At 31.8% G+C, this 17,301-nt stretch carries 14 protein-coding genes and 2 tRNA genes; 7 read left to right on the top strand and 9 right to left on the bottom strand.

The window, feature by feature from the left end:
• Positions 1-174: 174 nt before the first annotated feature.
• Positions 175-1,035, bottom strand: coding sequence for a hypothetical protein (locus tag F0000_RS12525; protein WP_149625063.1), 861 nt, complete (start codon positions 1,033-1,035; stop codon positions 175-177).
• A 949-nt stretch (positions 1,036-1,984) separates the two neighbouring features.
• Positions 1,985-3,028 (bottom strand): M28 family metallopeptidase, encoded by a 1,044-nt coding sequence (locus tag F0000_RS12530; protein ID WP_149625064.1) that lies wholly within the window; start codon positions 3,026-3,028, stop codon positions 1,985-1,987.
• 171 nt (positions 3,029-3,199) lie between these two features.
• On the opposite strand from F0000_RS12530, the gene F0000_RS12535 reads away from it, so the two are divergent.
• Positions 3,200-3,284 (top strand) — tRNA-Ser (locus F0000_RS12535).
• 96 nt (positions 3,285-3,380) lie between these two features.
• Here the strand turns inward: F0000_RS12535 and F0000_RS12540 are convergent.
• The 5 genes from F0000_RS12540 to F0000_RS12560 all read right to left on the bottom strand — a co-directional run bounded on the left by F0000_RS12540 (position 3,381) and on the right by F0000_RS12560 (position 7,969).
• Positions 3,381-3,587, bottom strand: coding sequence for a transposase (locus F0000_RS12540; RefSeq protein WP_149625092.1), 207 nt, complete (start codon positions 3,585-3,587; stop codon positions 3,381-3,383).
• Positions 3,588-3,712: 125 nt separating this feature from the next.
• A tRNA-His gene (locus F0000_RS12545) sits at positions 3,713-3,788 on the bottom strand.
• A gap of 59 nt (positions 3,789-3,847) precedes the next feature.
• Positions 3,848-4,564 carry a bacillithiol biosynthesis deacetylase BshB1 gene (gene bshB1, locus F0000_RS12550; protein ID WP_149625065.1) on the bottom strand — a complete coding sequence of 239 codons (717 nt, stop codon included), beginning with the start codon at positions 4,562-4,564 and terminating at the stop codon, positions 3,848-3,850.
• Position 4,565: 1 nt separating this feature from the next.
• Complete coding sequence (locus F0000_RS12555) at positions 4,566-5,738, bottom strand: PLP-dependent aspartate aminotransferase family protein (RefSeq protein ID WP_149625066.1); 1,173 nt, start codon at positions 5,736-5,738, stop codon at positions 4,566-4,568.
• A 110-nt stretch (positions 5,739-5,848) separates the two neighbouring features.
• The gene (locus tag F0000_RS12560) at positions 5,849-7,969 is read right to left on the bottom strand and encodes a response regulator (RefSeq protein ID WP_149625067.1); all 2,121 of its coding nucleotides are present in this window, start codon (positions 7,967-7,969) and stop codon (positions 5,849-5,851) included.
• A gap of 382 nt (positions 7,970-8,351) precedes the next feature.
• Here F0000_RS12560 and F0000_RS12565 point away from each other — a divergent pair, with 382 nt between their 5' ends.
• From F0000_RS12565 to F0000_RS12585, 5 genes are all read left to right on the top strand, one after another.
• Entirely contained in the window at positions 8,352-8,990 is a 639-nt protein-coding gene (locus tag F0000_RS12565; protein ID WP_149625068.1) for a peroxiredoxin, read from the top strand.
• A gap of 73 nt (positions 8,991-9,063) precedes the next feature.
• Positions 9,064-9,378, top strand: coding sequence for a co-chaperone YbbN (locus tag F0000_RS12570; RefSeq protein WP_149625069.1), 315 nt, complete (start codon positions 9,064-9,066; stop codon positions 9,376-9,378).
• Complete coding sequence (locus F0000_RS12575; RefSeq protein ID WP_149625070.1) at positions 9,359-9,616, top strand: hypothetical protein; 258 nt, start codon at positions 9,359-9,361, stop codon at positions 9,614-9,616. The genes F0000_RS12570 and F0000_RS12575 overlap by 20 nt, the downstream gene beginning before the upstream one ends.
• A gap of 451 nt (positions 9,617-10,067) precedes the next feature.
• Positions 10,068-10,568: a thiol peroxidase gene (gene tpx / locus F0000_RS12580; RefSeq protein WP_149625071.1), complete on the top strand. Its 501-nt coding sequence runs from the start codon at positions 10,068-10,070 to the stop codon at positions 10,566-10,568.
• A 9-nt stretch (positions 10,569-10,577) separates the two neighbouring features.
• Positions 10,578-10,946, top strand: a complete 369-nt coding sequence (locus F0000_RS12585) for a diacylglycerol kinase (RefSeq protein WP_149625072.1) — start codon at positions 10,578-10,580, stop codon at positions 10,944-10,946.
• Positions 10,947-11,027: 81 nt separating this feature from the next.
• On the opposite strand, the gene F0000_RS12590 is transcribed toward F0000_RS12585, so the two are convergent.
• Both F0000_RS12590 and tsaD read right to left on the bottom strand, forming a co-directional pair.
• Entirely contained in the window at positions 11,028-11,732 is a 705-nt protein-coding gene (locus F0000_RS12590; protein WP_149625073.1) for a 16S rRNA (uracil(1498)-N(3))-methyltransferase, read from the bottom strand.
• Positions 11,733-11,744: 12 nt separating this feature from the next.
• A complete protein-coding gene (gene tsaD, locus F0000_RS12595) occupies positions 11,745-12,767 on the bottom strand; it encodes a tRNA (adenosine(37)-N6)-threonylcarbamoyltransferase complex transferase subunit TsaD (RefSeq protein ID WP_149625074.1) in 1,023 nt (340 codons plus the stop codon).
• Positions 12,768-12,848: 81 nt separating this feature from the next.
• Between tsaD and F0000_RS12600 the strand changes: the two genes are divergently transcribed.
• Positions 12,849-17,276 (top strand): translocation/assembly module TamB domain-containing protein, encoded by a 4,428-nt coding sequence (locus tag F0000_RS12600; protein WP_149625075.1) that lies wholly within the window; start codon positions 12,849-12,851, stop codon positions 17,274-17,276.
• Positions 17,277-17,301: the final 25 nt, after the last annotated feature.

A 17,301-nucleotide genomic window follows, 5' to 3' on the forward strand; every position in this document is an offset into this window, starting at 1 on the left:
AAAACAAAAAGATAAGAATTTTGGATACTATGGCAGAATTATCTAATTATTTTCAATAAAATACATTAATTATTAAGAATCGTATTTAAAGATACTCTTAATAGTTGTCCATTCACTATCGTTTTTGGGTTCTAAATCCAACTTAATTTTGATTGCTTAGTGTTATAAGTTTTTTTATTTTCCAGATTCCAATTTCTCCATTCTTGATTGTAATTCAAGTAATTTATCATTTAGAGATTCCAATTCCTTTATTCTTTTCTCCTGTTCTATTGTATAAAGGGTTAATTCCTCTATTTTTTGAAGTAATCTAGCGTCCATTTCTCCAAGAAAAATTCCGTTTTCTTCTACTTCCTTTTCACTAGGGATATCTTTAAGGTGACCTTTTTCTTTTATATAACTTTCAACTTCTTGAAGTGTTGGTAGTTTGTAATTATCATAGAAAACAAAATCAGACCATTCAGAATGTAAAGAAATTTTTACTTCTTCAGCAGCGATTTTTCCCTTTACCCCTAGTTTAAACCCTTTAGTATCCATAGTCCCAATACCAATTTTACCATTTTTATCTATATTAAGATGTGTGACGGGAATAGTACTGAGTGAATTTGCTGTTCCAAGTCTGAAATTACCATTAACAGGATTAAATCTTATTTCTGCTGAAAATTTTGAATCGTCCAAATCAACTCCTCCAGACGGACTATATAAAAAACCTATTACTTTATGACCACCATCGTGGAACGTATATGAATTGTTTATTTGAAATTTCTCTAAAGGATTTGCTGTTCCAACACCAACATTTCCGCTATCTGATATAGTTAAATATCTTTTATAAGACCCATCATTCCAAAAAACAGAAAAACTATTATTTAGTTCATAAGATCTAGGACCACTCAAATGCCAGAATCCAGTCGGATTTTTAAAATTTAGCGACCCTGAGGTATTATCGGTTTTTTCTATTGTTAAAGTTGACGGATTCTGTGCTTGAATTGTAAAAATGATGCAAACACAGCATGTTATTAATAAAATATGTTTTTTCATATTGATTTATATTTGTTTATATAAGTAAATGTCTTAATGTTTTAAATTGTCGCCTTTAAATATTCTGAAATAGCACTTATAACAATGCTATGATATATGTCCTTTATATTAAGTTTGCTATTTAGTTTATATTGATCTTGATAAAATCTCTTTGTTAATAGGGTTTGAAAGCAATTACTAATAGTATTAATTATTTAACGATTAATATCACACACATCTAATTTACAGTAATTTACTAAAAAATAGGGAAAAATCCCTTATTTATATTTCGTTTTGCGCTGATTTAAAAACCTATATTTGTGAAGGGAATTTTATTCTTAATCTCTTTTAAACAATTACTAGCAAATCTTCACAAAAGCTTATCAAGAATTATGTAGATGATTTCAAGGGCAAATCTATAAAGTAGCTTTCTGGATGACCTAAAAATAAAAGCGTTTAGAATAAAGTTTAGAGGTGATAAAAATGTAGAATTCTTACTCTTTGGACTAATAAGAATATTTGCATAAACATAACAATTGCAATTGATCTCTTTTGATGTTTCCAGTCATAAATTTTCTCAATAAAATCATTGATTAGTTACACTCCTTTTTATTTTAAAATAAAAGTATTCAATTATAGTTTATTATTCGATCTAATGTATACATACGCATCAGTTTTATAAAAGTTCTTAGATGAAATCACTGTAAATTGAATCAAAATATTTTTTAATTCAGACCAGAAAGAAAACTCATAGATAGAAGTGCTATCGATGCTTTTTATTTACAAATGCGAAACAAAAAGAAATGATTTTGGCAGACAATATCATTTTAGAAATGATAATACTTCCCTTCCCTGATAAAATTTATAATTATAGTAAGGTTGTATATAGAATAGTCTCGTGACATATTGCATCACGAGACTATATGTATCGACAGCCATATTATTATAAAACCAATGGTGTAAGCGGCAATTAGTTGCCCATACTGTCTACTACTAATCGTTCTGCTCTATTAGCCACTTCCCACGCAGTGAAAAATACTAACTGAGCTCGTTTTGCCATAAGATCATAATTAATCTTATCTGCAGTATCAGTAGGCTTATGGTAATCTTCGTGTACACCATTAAAATAAAAAATAATAGGAATATTATGCTTTGCAAAATTATAATGATCACTTCTAAAATAAAATCTATTCGGGTCATCCTTTGCATTATAAGTATAATCCAAATCTAATTGTGTGTATTTTGTATTTACTTCTTCACTTAGTGTATGCAATTCTGTACTAAGTCGATCACTTCCGATCAGGTATATATAATTATTTTTAGCCTCTTCTTCATGATCTTTATCAATTCTTCCAATCATGTCGATATTGAGGTCGGTTACAGTATTTTCGAGAGGAAAAACAGGGTTTTCTGTATAATACCTGGAACCGTATAATCCTTTTTCTTCTCCGGTAACGTGTAGAAATAAAATAGATCGTTTAGGACCATGTCCTTTATTTTTTGCTTTTATAAAAGCTTCTGCTATTTCTAACAAGCTTACAGTACCGGAACCATCATCATCTGCTCCATTATAAATATTTCCTGATTCATCGACTCCTACGTGGTCATAATGTGCCGATAACACTACTATTTCCTCCGGTTTTTCGGTACCTTCTATAAAGGCCAATACATTTTCTGAAGACTTGATTCCGCCTCTAAAATAGCTTTCAGGTATTTTTTGAAAATAGTCCTCTCCACCCATAGGTGAAGGAACTCCCATTTTTATGTATTCATTTTTAAGAAAATCGGCTGCTTTTTTTTGTCCCGGCTCACCGGTATCACGACCCTCAAAATCATCACTCGCAAAAGTGAAAAGATATTTCTTAAGTTCCTTAGAAGTAATACTTTCTGCATAGATAATGGCTGCATCAACATTGTCTTTATCCTTTTTAGAAGAATTAGCACTAGGAGAGTTGTGTGAACTGCCACAAGAAAAAAGAACCGTTGTACAAAAAGAAATTAAAATATTTTTCATGAAAAAAAATTAAATAGAGATTGCAATATACAGATTTAGAGAGATATCAAATAGTGAATATTTTCTTAAAAGAAAAATCTTGAAATTATTTTAAAAATAATTTTCATAGAATTAAAAAAAGGTTCTATATTTGCACCCGCAATCAGGATAACACCTGATGAGACTAATACTGGAGAAATGGCAGAGTGGTCGAATGCGGCAGTCTTGAAAACTGTTGAGGGTCACACCTCCGGGGGTTCGAATCCCTCTTTCTCCGCAGAAAACGCTAAAGCCCCCTGTAAAAACAGGGGGTTTTTTGTATGAATGAATATATGAATGTAAAATTATATCGGATCAATCTCAATTGTTGTGTTTATGCAAATATTCTAGTTAATCTGAAAAGAACGAATTCTACATTTTTGACACCACCAAAGGCTTTTATCTTTGCATTAAATGATTCTGCTGAAGCATTTGTGCTTCTGTTCATAAAATAGTTTAGAATTGATCTGTAGTTAATAGTTATCGTATTAGCAATGGTGTTGAATGCTTTGAACGGATCAAGCTCAATTGTTGTGTTTATTCAAATATTCTAGTTAATCTGAAAAGGAAGAATTCTACATTTTGGACACTTCTAAACTGTGCGCTAAAGGCTTTTCTTTGTATTAAGAGTATAAAAAAACCTTGTCAAAAGACAAGGTTTTTAAAGGGTGGAAGACGGGACTCGAACCCGCGACCCTTGGTACCACAAACCAATGCTCTAACCAACTGAGCTACAACCACCATTTAATTTCGGCTGCAAAAATAAGACATTTTTATGTTTCTACAAAACAAAAAATGATATTATATTAAATCAAAAATGGAATCTACTGCAACATAGCGTTCTACAGTATAACCTTCTGCATATGCTACATTAATGATTCTACCTATATCTGCTGCTCTATATAAAATACTTTCTTTAAAATTCTTACTTGATATTGGGGTAGAAGGGGCATTGCTGTTCTCATCATAGAATTGAGATTTATATGCCATAACACTCTCCATTTTTTTATCAGTGTATCCACTAATATCAACGACAAAGTCTGGCTCAATATTTTCCCATTGTATATAATGATACACCATCTTAGGTCTCCACGGGTCTTGAGGTTTATTATTGATAAAAGTTTCTATTTTGCGCAAGCCTGATAAGAAACAGGCATCACTGGTAAGTTTACTTCCTTTACCATGATCTATATGTCGATCAGAGATAGCATTACAGAGAACGATTTCTGGCTGATATTTTCTTATTATTTGGATGATTGCCAACTGATGTTCTTCATTATTACTAAAAAAACCATCTCTGAAACCTAAATTTTCTCTTATGGATACACCAAGAATAGCGGCAGCATCTTTAGCTTCTTGATCTCTTATTTCTGGTGTTCCTCTGGTTCCTAGTTCTCCTCGTGTAAGATCTAGTATACCTACTTTTTTACCATTATCTATTTCTTTTGCAATGGTTCCTGAACAACTTAATTCTACATCATCCGGATGAGCGCCAATGGCTAGAATGTCTAATTTCATGCTATTGTTCTAATTCTTCTAATACTTTGATTTTTTGTAGCGCCTGTTCGATATCATTCATGAGATCTTCTATTTCTTCGATCCCTACACTAAATCTTAAGAGGCCGTTTTTTATTCCCTGCTGATTTCTTTCTTCTTCTGTTAATAAGGCATGTGATGTAACAGCAGGAGATAGGATAGTGCTTTCTACACCAGCCAAACTCATAGAGCTTTTTATGAGTTTTAGTTCTTTTTGGAATTTACTGACATCTATATCTTCTTTTAGTTCAAATGAAAGCATTCCACCAAACCCTTTCATTTGTTTTTTTGCTATTTCGTGATCTGGATGAGAGCTAAGTCCAGGATAATATACAGCGGTTATATCAGTATGCTTTTCTAGCCATTTTGCCATTTTTTTAGCATTTTTATTCTGCTGCCTTACTCTTAATCCCAACGTTTTTATACTCCGTTCTAGCATCCACACGGTAAAATCACTTAAACTACCTCCTAAGTTCTTGGCCAGATGAAATATTTTTTCAATATTTTTTTCTGTAGCAATAACCGCTCCAGCAAGAATGTCACTATGACCTCCTAAATATTTTGTAGCAGAATGTATAACAATATCAATTCCTAATTCTATAGGGTTTTGATTTACAGGAGAAGCAAAAGTATTGTCTATCATAGTGATAATACCGTTTTTAGTTCCTAGATCTGCAATTGTTTTGATATCGATAATTCTTAATAAGGGATTAGAAGGTGTTTCTATATAAATTACTTTGGTATTTGCCTGTATTTTTTCTTCAAAACTCTCTATATCATTGGTATCTACATAAGAATATTCAATACCGTACTTTGTGAATTCTTCATTAACCAAATTGGCGGTACCTCCATACAAACTGCGTTGTAAAATTATATGATCCCCTTTTTGGAGAAAAGCAAGAAGTGTAGTACTAATTGCTGCCATACCACTTCCAAAAATCAGAGATGCTTCTCCGTTTTCCAGTCGGGCTATTTTTTTAGAAAGTGCTTCTTGATTAGGCGTATTAAAATAACGAGGGTATCTTTTTACATCTACATCCTCAAACGCATATGAGGTCGATAAGTAAATAGGAGAAATGGCACCTTTAAATTGTTTGTCCTGGATTTCACCCACATGAGTGCAAATTGTATTAAAACCTTTATTTTCTGAGTTCATACTTGTTTTGTGATCTATAATTTCTGCTCTAAAATAAGATATTCAATAATAAATTTGGTATGCTTTAACACAATATAAGTAGTTCAATTATAAATAAATGTTTTTTACGTTTATATATATTTTACTTTGGAGATATTTTTCATTATTGTTTGAAAAAACTGTTGTGTATCATAGGGTTTAATGATAACATCATTCATTCCCACAGAAAGTGCCTGATCTCTAATTTCACCTTCTTCTACAGCTGTTAAGGCAATAATTGGCATGTGTGTATTAAATGTTCGTATTACTTTTGTGGCATCCAGACCATTCATTTCTGGCATATTAATATCCATTAATACAAGATCAAAACTTTGATTTTTTAGCATTTCAATTGCATCCATACCATTGTTTGCCAGATCGCAAGTATATCCCTTCTTTTTTAGAATGTTTTGCGTTACAATCTGGTTGATTTTATTATCATCAACGATTAGTATATTAAAATTGGTGGTGCCGATGCTTATATTCTCATGAGTACTCGATGCTATATTTTCTTCTTTAACAGCTTTCTCATAGCAAAGGTCAAAAATGAATTCTGATCCAGCACCTTCTGTACTATTGATAAGTATTTCACTATTGTGTAGTTGTATTAGTTTCTTAACGATAGCCAGCCCTAATCCAGTTCCTTCATATTCTTGATTCTGATTTTTTACCTGAGCAAAATTTTCAAAAATAGTTGCCTGTTTACCTTTAGGAATACCAATCCCATCATCTTTTACACTAAACTGTAATTTATAGTTATCACCTTGATAATCAATAGATTTTACTTTAATCCAGATATTACCATTCTTAGTAAACTTAAGAGCATTACCAATTAGATTTATTAATATTTGTGATAACCTTACAGAATCACCCAACAAAGTGGTTCTTATATTTTGATCGATATCAATGTGAACTTTGTTGTTATTTTTTTTCTGTTTAGAACGTAGAGAATTAACGATTCCTTCAATAAGTGACCTTAGATCAAAGGACACTTTTTCTAATTTCACCTCATTAGTTTCTATTTTACTTAATTGCAACACATCATTGATTAATGCTAACAAGTAATCCCCTGAAAATTTTAAGGATTCCAGGTATTCATTTTTCTTCTTCTCTTCAGGGTTTTCCATTAAAAGAGATGTAAGCCCGATAACCCCATACAGTGGAGTTCTTAATTCATGGCTTACTGTAGATATGAATTGAGATTTTAATGTAGAAACCTGTTCTGCAGTTTCTTTTGCATTAACAAGTTCTTTGTTTTTTTCAATAAGATCATTATTTAATTTTTTCTTTTGCAGATTGTTTCTGTATGAACTTATTAAGAATGCTAGAGAAATAAGAATCAGTACAATGCCCAGAATTATAGTAATTTGCCATATGATCTCCTTAGAATCACTTTTGGCTTTAACTTCCTTGGCTTGCTCTACTTCTTCTTCCATTTGATCTACTTCAAACTCTACAGTAGCTCTTTGCAATTCTATTTGTTTTACTAAATCTTCGGATTTAGAAATGCTTTCATAATGTTTTTCGAGATAAATATTAGCAGATTCAAACTCTTTTTGCGCCTTGTAAACTCTATATTTTGTTTTGTAAGAAGTGGCAAGCTCCTTATGATATATAGAAATTACCCTCTCGTTATTATCAGTATTTTCTATCTCATCACTCGCATACGAAATAGAATTATCAATATGTTCATTAGCTCTCTTATATCTTCGAACACGAAGGAAATATTTTCCTAACAGATTACTTAATTTAGTCTTTTCTATATTAGAAATGTTATCATTTTTACCAATTAATACTCTTACCTTGGTTAGGTATTCATCAGTGGTTTCGTAATCATCAATATTAATATAATAGTCTGCAAGGTTTAGCAGAGGCTTGATCATTTTTATAGTATCTTTTATACTTCGAGCGATATCGTAGGCTTTTTTGTATTGCTCGATACCATTATACAAAGTCGAATCTGTTTTTATATAAAGATTCCCTAAACTGTTATAGAGCTTGGATTGTAGATATCGGGTTTTAGAATTTGAAGCATAAATAAGGGCTCTTCTATAAAATTTCAGGGCTTTAGCTTCTTGCCTGTTTAATTCATAAATTTTTGCCATTACACGATAAATTTTACCCAAATTTTTATCGTCATTATTAAACTTTGCGCTTTTATACGCAATCTGAGCTTTTTCTAAGGCATCTTCATATTTGTATTCTTCTAACAAAACTTCAGCTTTTTCTATATAAAATTGAATGCTATCAGCCTCAAAAGAAGATTGAGCTTGAGTATTTAGAATAAAACATACTATACATGGTATAGTTAGGTATTTCAGATAGTTTATCAACGTGGATAGTTCTAGTTTAGTTTTAATAACAAAAATACAAAAATAGATGTAACATACTGTATATCGTCGTCAAAAAAGTGTAATTTATCCATAAAAAATGTAAGTAATTTGTTTTTTTTGTAGGACTTTAATACGAAGTATAGTCCATTAGAAAAAACTATTAATACATAGAAAATTAAAATTATCCTATCCTAATGATAAGATAAGGTGGCGTATCTTTGTCGCGTTAAAAAATAATTAATAACAAACAAAACAAACAAAAATGGCATTTGTAGGTAAAAAATTTCCAAATTTAGATGTTGATGCAATGAATGATATGGGAGATACTTTCAAACTCAATGTATTGGAAGAGGCGAAAAATAATAATAAAAAAGTATTACTTTTTTGGTACCCAAAAGATTTCACTTTTGTATGTCCAACAGAATTACATGCTTTTCAGGAGGCTTTATCAGAATTTGAAAAAAGAAATACTATTGTAATAGGAGCTTCTTGTGATACTCCAGAGGTACATTTTGCATGGTTAAATACTTCTAAAGATAATGGAGGTATCGAAGGTGTTACGTATCCAATATTAGCAGATTCTAATCGTAATCTTTCTAGTACTTTGGGAATTCTTGATATTTCTAATGAGACCTATAATGAAGAAACAGGTGTCGTTACTGTAGAAGGAGATAATGTAACGTATAGAGCTACTTATTTGATGGATGAAGAAGGGACTGTTTTTCACGAAGGTATTAACCATATGCCAGTGGGTAGAAATGTTGCAGAATTCTTGCGATTAATTGATGCCTATGCTCACGTTCAAAAAAATGGAGAAGTATGCCCTGCGAACTGGGAAGAAGGAAAAGATGCTATGTCTGCAAATAGAGATGGTGTAGCTTCATACCTGGCAAGCCATTAATTTTATTTTATAATAGATAACTTCTCCAGACAACAAGTTCTGGAGAAGTCTTTTATATTAATTATTATAGATTATGATTCAAGAATTGACAGCAGATAATCTTTCTGAGATTATTGAAGCTAATAATACAGTAATAGTACAATATTCTGCTACCTGGTGCGGAAATTGTAGGATTATGAAACCAAAGTTTAAAAAATTGGCTTCAGAGAAAAGTGATGCGATCTTTATTATAGTAGATGCAGAAAAAAATCCAGAATCCAGAAAGATGGCAACAGTAGATAACCTTCCAACATTTGCGACATTCCAGAGTGGTACTTTTGTTAATCAGGTTCAGACTAATAAATTTGATGTATTAAAAGAATTAGTAGATGAAGTTACCAATAATTAAGCACCTAACAGGTTTTATTGAAGAAAATGATGAAGACTTTGTAGTAGAAGCTATTGAAACTTTGGAGGCCTTAACAGAAGTTCCTTCACTAAAAGATGAGGAATTGGATGTTATTGGAGAATTAATCTCTAATATGTATGGAGCACTCGAAGTAAATAAAATGGTAAAAGAAGGAGCACAGAAAAAAGAAGCTTTAAATACTTTTATGAGCAGAGTTATGGGATCAATTGATACTTAGAACTTTTGTAATGTATTTGTAGATATAAAAAATAGGTTTGAACTTTAGTTCAAACCTATTTTTTTGTGTAAAGTTTAGTTCTTAATGAATTTGACGGCTTCTTATTGACCTCTTTTAATGAGAGATACATACATCTTTTCTTAATCCGGAAATATTAATAGATTTCTATTGCTTTACAAGTATCGTACTTACTCTCTTTTTAAAACATTAAACATATAGCTATTTTTTTGTTTTTAATTTAAAAAATGTATAAAAAATTAGTTAAAATTATGCGTTTTTTAAAAAGTATGTTTACAGTGTAAATAAGAACAGTAATGAAAAGTATGTGAATTTCAGTCTTTAATTGAGAAATAGAAAAAGTTAGGATTCGTTCGTTATATTTTATTCAAAGTTTTTGAATAATGACATATAATCTTATTAATTTAGAGGTCTAAAATTAACAAACATCATTATGGCTTCAATAACACTAAAAGGAAATTCAATACACACCAATGGAAACTTGCCTAAAGTAGGTGAAAAAGCTCCTGATTTTGAATTGGTTAACACTGATTTATCACTATCAAAATTATCAGATTATAAAGGAACGAGGTTAGTATTAAACATATTTCCATCAGTTGATACCGGTATTTGTGCTGCATCTGTAAGAGAATTTAATAAAGTAGCAAGCACACTATCTAATACTAAAGTTTTATGTATTTCCAGAGATTTACCATTTGCTCAGGCTAGATTTTGTGGAGCAGAAGGTTTAGAAAACGTACTTAATAATTCTGATTTTAAGGATGGTAAATTTGGAAAAGATTATGGAGTAGAGATCACAGATGGACCTATGCAGGGATTACATTCCAGAGCAGTAGTTGTTGTAGATGAAGAAGGTACTATCAAATATACTGAGCAAGTACCAGAGATCGTACAAGAACCCAACTATAGTGCTGCTATAGAAACTTTAGGTTAGGTAGTAACAATGAGTAAAGCTTCTAGATTTATAATAGGTAGATTGAGAGGGTGTGGATATGCCACAAAAGGTGCATTGCTACTCCTTAAAACAGAGGCAAGTATTCAGGTACAAGCCGGTATTGGTATATTAATGACAATAGCAGGTTTCTATATGAAAATATCGGCTACCGAATGGGTTTTGCAAACTTTTGCTATTGGTTTAGTAATGAGTATGGAAGGGCTTAATACTGCCATAGAAGCTATAGCAGATTTTATACATCCTGATTTTCATAATAAAATTGGTTTTATCAAAGATATTGCCGCGGGAGCTGTTTTTATTGCAGCCATAACTGCTGTTATTATTGGTTTTATTATTTATATCCCATATATATTATAGTGCTTTTTAGCCTTGATGTATCTGATTTATAGAAGATTGATACCCATGAAAATAGAAAAGCTAATGAACTAAAAATAGTCTTTAAGAATTTAAGAAAACAATGCTGTGTGCAGCTATAATAGCTGCGGTTTCTGTTCTTAATCGTGTTTCTCCCAAAGTAACTGGGGTATACCCTGATTGCAAGGCTATTTCAATTTCTTTATTAGAGAAATCTCCTTCTGGACCAATAAGAATAGTGATATCATTCCCAGGGATCAATACTTCTTTAATAGCTTGTTTTTTAGCTTCCTCGCAATGAGCAATTAGTAATTGATCCGTTTTTTTATATTTTATAAAATTCGTAAAAGAAATTACAGGGTTTAGTTTTGGTAAATAATATTGTAATGATTGTTTCATAGCGCTTTGTAAAATACGCTCAAAGCGTTCAAGTTTTATTACTTTTCGTTCACTATGATCGCAGATAACAGGAGTAATTTCCTGAACTCCAATTTCTGTAGCTTTTTCTAAAAACCACTCATATCGATCATTCATTTTTGTAGGTGCAACAACAAGATGTATATTGTAGCTTTTACCAAGAATGTGTTTTTTGTTCTCTATTTGTATCCTACAGGTATTGAGACTGGAAAATGTAATGATTCCCTGGCAAGATAATCCATCTCCATTGGTGATATATAATGTATCTCCTTCTTTTTTTCGTAAAACCTTAGTAATATGTCTGCTTTCTTCTCTGGAAAAAGTAAATTCGGTTGTAGTTTCAGAAATATCTTTACTATAGAATAGCTGCATAAAAGATGAAAATTAAAATTTAGTTCTTGCTTGCGCAATGACACTCATATCGGTAAATTCTTTTATCTCATACTTTAGTTGACCTACCATTGCTATCATTGCTGCGTTATCTGTAGTATATTCAAATTTGGGAATAAATGTTTTCCATCCATATTTGTATTCACCTTCTTTTAGCGCTTTTCGAATTCCTGAATTAGCAGAAACACCACCACCGATTGCGATGGTTTTAATTCCTGTTTCTTTAGATGCCTTTTTTAATTTATCAATAAGAATATTTATGATGGTATACTGTATAGAGGCACATACATCATCCAAGTTTTCTGTTATAAAATCAGGGTTTTCTTTTACTTGTTTTTGAACAAAATATAATACTGCTGTTTTCAGCCCGCTAAAGCTAAAATTCAATCCATCGACTCTGGGTTTGGTAAAAGGAAAAGCCTTAGGATTTCCAGATTGTGCGTGTTTATCAATCAAGGGACCTCCTGGATAGGGCAGTCCCAATATCTTAGCACTTTTATCAAAAGCTTCGCCTACAGCATCATCGATGGTTTCTCCAATAATCTCCATATCAAAGTAATCCTTAACAATGACAATTTGTGTATGACCACCACTAATAGTCATGGCTAAAAATGGGAAGTTTGGTTTTTCCTGACCTTCTTCATCAATAAAGTGAGCAAGAATATGCGCTTGCATATGATCAACATCAATAAGAGGTATATCCAATGCCAGTGCTAAGGATTTGGCAAAAGAAGTTCCGACCAGTAAAGATCCCATTAAACCGGGACCTTTGGTAAAAGCTATAGCACTGATAGTAGACTTGTCTATACCTGCTTGTTTAATAGCCTGATCTATTACAGGTACAATATTTTGTTGATGTGCTCTAGACGCCAGTTCCGGAACCACTCCGCCATATAATTCGTGAATTTTTTGGGAAGCAATAATATTAGATAGTACCTTACCGTTGCATAGTATGGAAGCAGAGGTGTCATCGCAGGAAGACTCAATACCTAGTATGTATACATTTTTTGAGTTCATTATGAGGAAAAGGGCATAGAAATTGTTAATATTGCTGGCAAAGTTAAAACAATAAAACGTATCAAAAAATTCGGAAAAATATTGAAGAGGGTATTTCTTACCTTACTATCGCTATTCATATTAGTTGTAATACTATTTTCTATTCCAGGAGTTCAAACATATTTTGGTAAAAAAGTCACTGATTATCTGAATGATAAGTACTCTGTAGATATTAATGTTGGTAGAGTAGGGCTGACCTATACGGGTGATATTAATTTGAAAGAAATTTTTGTAAGAGATCATCATAAAGACACCTTATTGTTTGCAAGAACTATAGCTACATCAATCCTGAATATAAGAGAAATCTCAAAAGGTCAACCAGAATTGGGAGATATTGCCATCGAAGAACTCACGTTCAAAATGAAATTGTATCAAGGTGAACAAAGTGATAATTTAATGACTTTTATACGAAAGTTCAATACGGGCAAAAAATCTAGTTCTGAGACTAAATTTTTATTGACCACAGGGAATATCAGTATGAGGAAAGGTAAGTTTAGATATATTGATGAAAATTTAGCAAGCCCTGATGTTTTAATCCTCAAAGAAATCACATTGGATGCAGAAAGTATTAAGGTAGATGGGGAAGACTTTTATATGACTACAGAATTATTATCTTTTAAGGATCATCGTGGATTAAACATCTCTAATCTTAAAACAGATTTATCAATTACGCCCAGAGCCATGCGTTTCAGAAAATTGATGATAGAAACTCCTGATTCTTATGTAAACGCTGAAGTCTTATTTTCGTATGAACGAGGAGGGATGTCAGATTTTGTAAATAAGGTTACGATAGATGCAGATTTTGAAAGAGCGATTGTTTCTACCAATGACTTGATCCCATTTTACAAAGAATTTGGTAGGAATAAAAAAATAACGCTTAAAAAAACAAAGCTAAAAGGGACTTTAAATGATTTTAATATCATCGGAGCCAATATTTCCGGATTGGATAGATCTATCATAAAAGGAAACATACGGATACAAAATGCAGTTACTAATGTTTCCAAGTTTAGGTTAGTAGGAGATATGACCAATCTCACTACAAATTATTATGACCTAGTAAATTTATTGCCCAAAATCTTAGGAAGATCACTACCAAAACAACTATATCAATTAGGAAGTGTAAAGGCTGTAGGAAATGCAGTAATCAGTAGAAAAGATGTAGACGTAGATATGGACTTCTTTTCGCAATTGGGTAAAGTATATGCTTTTGTCTTATTAGGTGGTTTAGATGATGTAAAGCAGGCTGTTTATAATGGTAACATTATTTCTGATAATTTTAACGTGGGACAATTACTAGGAAAAGAAAAGTTAGGTACAGCAGCTTTTAATATTGATGTGGATGGAAGCGGTTTTACATTAGAGAGCTTAAAGACTAAACTAGAGGGAGATATTAGTAAATTAGAGTTTAATGGATATAGCTATTCCAATTTGAGTGTTATTGGTAATTTAAGAGATCCTGTTTTTGATGGTTCGTTGATTTCTAATGATCCGAATATTAAATTTCATTTTAATGGTGTTGCAGATTTGTCAGAAGAGATTAACAACTATGATTTTACTGCCAATATAGATCATATTGACCTCGAGAAACTCAATTTTTTTACCAGAGACAGTATTTCAATACTTAATGGAGATGTAATTATGAATATGAAAGGAACCGGTGTTAATGATGCTTTTGGTACAATTTCCTTTAAGAAAGGGTTATATAAGAATCAGAATGCAAGCTATTATTTTGATGATTTTGAAATTACTTCCAGTTTTGATAAGGAAAATGTAAGAACAATTACGATGAATAGCCCAGATATAATTGAGGGAAGTGTGGCTGGAGTTTTTCGATTCGAGAATGTTTATGATTTATTTCGAAATTCAATAGGTAGTCTGTACACTAATTTTGAAGCAACAGAGATTACTGACAACGAATTTATGGAGTTTAATTTTAAAATTTATAATAAGATCGTAGATATATTTTTTCCAGAAATTCAGTTTGCACCCAATACATTTATTAAGGGAAAAGTAGAAAGTAATGATTCTGAATTTAAGTTAACATTTAAATCTCCGTTGATAAAGGCTTTTGATAATTCAATGCAGAAAGTCGATATACAGGTAGATAACAAAAACCCCTTATTTAATACCTATGTAGCAATTGATAGTATAAATTCTAAATATTATGATATATCCAGATTTAGTCTGATTAATGTTACACTAAATGATACATTGTTTATGCGATCAGAGTTCAAAGGCGGTAAAAACAATGTGGATAGCTATAATTTAGAGTTTTATCATACGATTAATGAAGACAATAATTCTGTAATAGGTTTAAAAAAATCAGATTTTACTTTTAAAGGATATACTTGGTATGCTAATCCTAATAAGAGTAAAAGTAGTAATCAGATAATCTTTGATAATGATTTCCAAAATATAGACATCCAATCAATAGTATTAAGTCATCAACACGAAGAAATACGTGTTTCTGGTAATATGGCGGGTAAAAACGATAAAAACATCAGGGCTGCATTTAGAGATGTAGATCTTAATAAAATTACCCCGTCTATAGAAAATTTAGCGCTGTCTGGAGTTGTGGATGGAGATGTCACAATTATACAGGATAAAGGTGTTTATTTTCCCAGTTCTACCGTTATTATCAATGATCTTACTGTAAACGATACTTCTTTAGGGAAATTAAGATTAAATGCATCTGGTAATGAATCCCTAACACAATATAGAATAAATACAAAGTTAGAAAATCATGATAAGCTAAAAACTTTTTCTGCCTTAGGTAGGATTGATGTTTCTGATACTAATTCTGATATGGATATAAATGTAAGTCTTAATCAGTTTGATATGACTGGATTTAGCAAACTTGGAGGAATTGTGATATCTGATCTTAGAGGGTTTGTTACAGGATCAGCAAAAGTATCGGGTAATTACATAAACCCTTCTACTAACGGGATATTAAAACTAAATAAAGCAGGATTAAAAATTCCATATCTAAACGTTGATCTGGATCTGGCAGAAGAATCCCGTGTTATCCTAAAAGGACAGCGCTTTAATTTTGATAGTGTAGATATTACGGATACTAAATATGATACTAAAGGAGTATTAGAAGGGTATATAGGTCATCAACGTTTTTCTAAATGGGATTTAGGTCTGGAAATAATAGCAAAGGACAAGTTGCTGGTATTAGACACAGAAGAAAGTGAAGAATCTTTATATTATGGTACTGGATTTATTAGTGGAAATGCAACCCTAACCGGTCCTACGGATGGATTGGTTATTGATGTAAATGCGACTACAGAAGAAGGAACTATCTTCAAAATTCCGTTAAATGACTCAGAGTCAATAGGTGATAATTCATATATTCATTTTTTAAGCCCCGAAGAAAAAAAGGCTCGTTTAGAAGGAAAAGAGATCATATTAGAAGATATTAAAGGATTAGAACTTAATTTTGAATTAGATGTAAACAAAAATGCTGAAGTAGAAATTGTTGTTGACAAAAAAACCGGAAGTTCCCTAAAAGGAAGAGGAGCAGGTACATTGCTTATAGAAATCAATACCAATGGTAAATTTAATATGTGGGGAGACTTTCTGGCATACCAAGGAAGTTATAATTTTAGATATGGCGCTTTGGTAGGTAAAGATTTTACAGTTAGATCCGGAGGGAGTATTAACTGGGATGGGAGTCCTACCCGAGCAGTACTGGATCTAAGCGCAGTATATAAAACAGAGGCAAATCCGGCAATATTATTAGAAACAGCAGCCATTAACCGGAAAATTCCGGTAGAAGTGGTAGTAGATCTCAAAGGAGAATTGATACAGCCAGATCTTAATTTTAATATAGAATTACCTAATTTAAGTTCGGTTGCTAAGAGTGAACTAGAATATCAACTAGAAGATCAGGCAACAAAAGAATTACAAGCATTATCGCTGGTAACTCAAGGGCAATTTTACAGTGGTAATTTAGATCCTACTTTTATTACAGGGAATCTGGTAGAACGAGCTACTGGATTAGTGAATGGAATATTCTCTGGAGATGACGATAAATTTCGTGTAGGAGTTAACTATGTGCAAGGGAATCGTAATGTAGATCAAGAAGCATCTGATGAATTTGGAGTTACGGTCTCCACTCAGATCAATAATAGAATTCTAATAAATGGAAGGGTAGGAGTGCCTATTGGAGGTGTAAGCGAATCTGTAGTAACGGGAGATGTTGAGGTGGAGTATCTTTTTAATAAAGAAGGAACATTGAGAGGTAAGATTTTTAATAGGCAGAATGAAATTCAATATATTGGGGAAACACAAGGATATAAACAAGGAGTTGGTCTTTCCTATTCTGTAGATTTTGATAATTTTAACGAACTATGGAAAAAAGTTTTTGCTACTAAAAAAGAAAAGGACACTGTTAATATAAAAATAAAGGACACTACAAAAATAGAAACACCAGAATTTCTTAATTTTACCGATAAAAACAAGTAAACTACCTCGAGGCAAGTCCACGAGG

The organism is Aquimarina sp. RZ0 (assembly GCF_008370685.1).
Taxonomy (GTDB): domain Bacteria; phylum Bacteroidota; class Bacteroidia; order Flavobacteriales; family Flavobacteriaceae; genus Aquimarina.

Bases quoted from the DNA above. Each gene is read 5' to 3' on its own strand.
- F0000_RS12565 (WP_149625068.1), top strand. From the start codon at position 8,352: ATGGCATTTGTAGGTAAAAAATTTCCAAATTTAGATGTTGATGCAATG.
- F0000_RS12525 (WP_149625063.1), bottom strand. From the start codon at position 1,035: ATGAAAAAACATATTTTATTAATAACATGCTGTGTTTGCATCATTTTT.
- F0000_RS12590 (WP_149625073.1), bottom strand. From the start codon at position 11,732: ATGCAGCTATTCTATAGTAAAGATATTTCTGAAACTACAACCGAATTT.
- F0000_RS12570 (WP_149625069.1), top strand. From the start codon at position 9,064: ATGATTCAAGAATTGACAGCAGATAATCTTTCTGAGATTATTGAAGCT.
- F0000_RS12530 (WP_149625064.1), bottom strand. From the start codon at position 3,028: ATGAAAAATATTTTAATTTCTTTTTGTACAACGGTTCTTTTTTCTTGT.
- F0000_RS12555 (WP_149625066.1), bottom strand. From the start codon at position 5,738: ATGAACTCAGAAAATAAAGGTTTTAATACAATTTGCACTCATGTGGGT.
- F0000_RS12575 (WP_149625070.1), top strand. From the start codon at position 9,359: ATGAAGTTACCAATAATTAAGCACCTAACAGGTTTTATTGAAGAAAAT.
- tpx (WP_149625071.1), top strand. From the start codon at position 10,068: ATGGCTTCAATAACACTAAAAGGAAATTCAATACACACCAATGGAAAC.
- tsaD (WP_149625074.1), bottom strand. From the start codon at position 12,767: ATGAACTCAAAAAATGTATACATACTAGGTATTGAGTCTTCCTGCGAT.
- F0000_RS12585 (WP_149625072.1), top strand. From the start codon at position 10,578: ATGAGTAAAGCTTCTAGATTTATAATAGGTAGATTGAGAGGGTGTGGA.
- bshB1 (WP_149625065.1), bottom strand. From the start codon at position 4,564: ATGAAATTAGACATTCTAGCCATTGGCGCTCATCCGGATGATGTAGAA.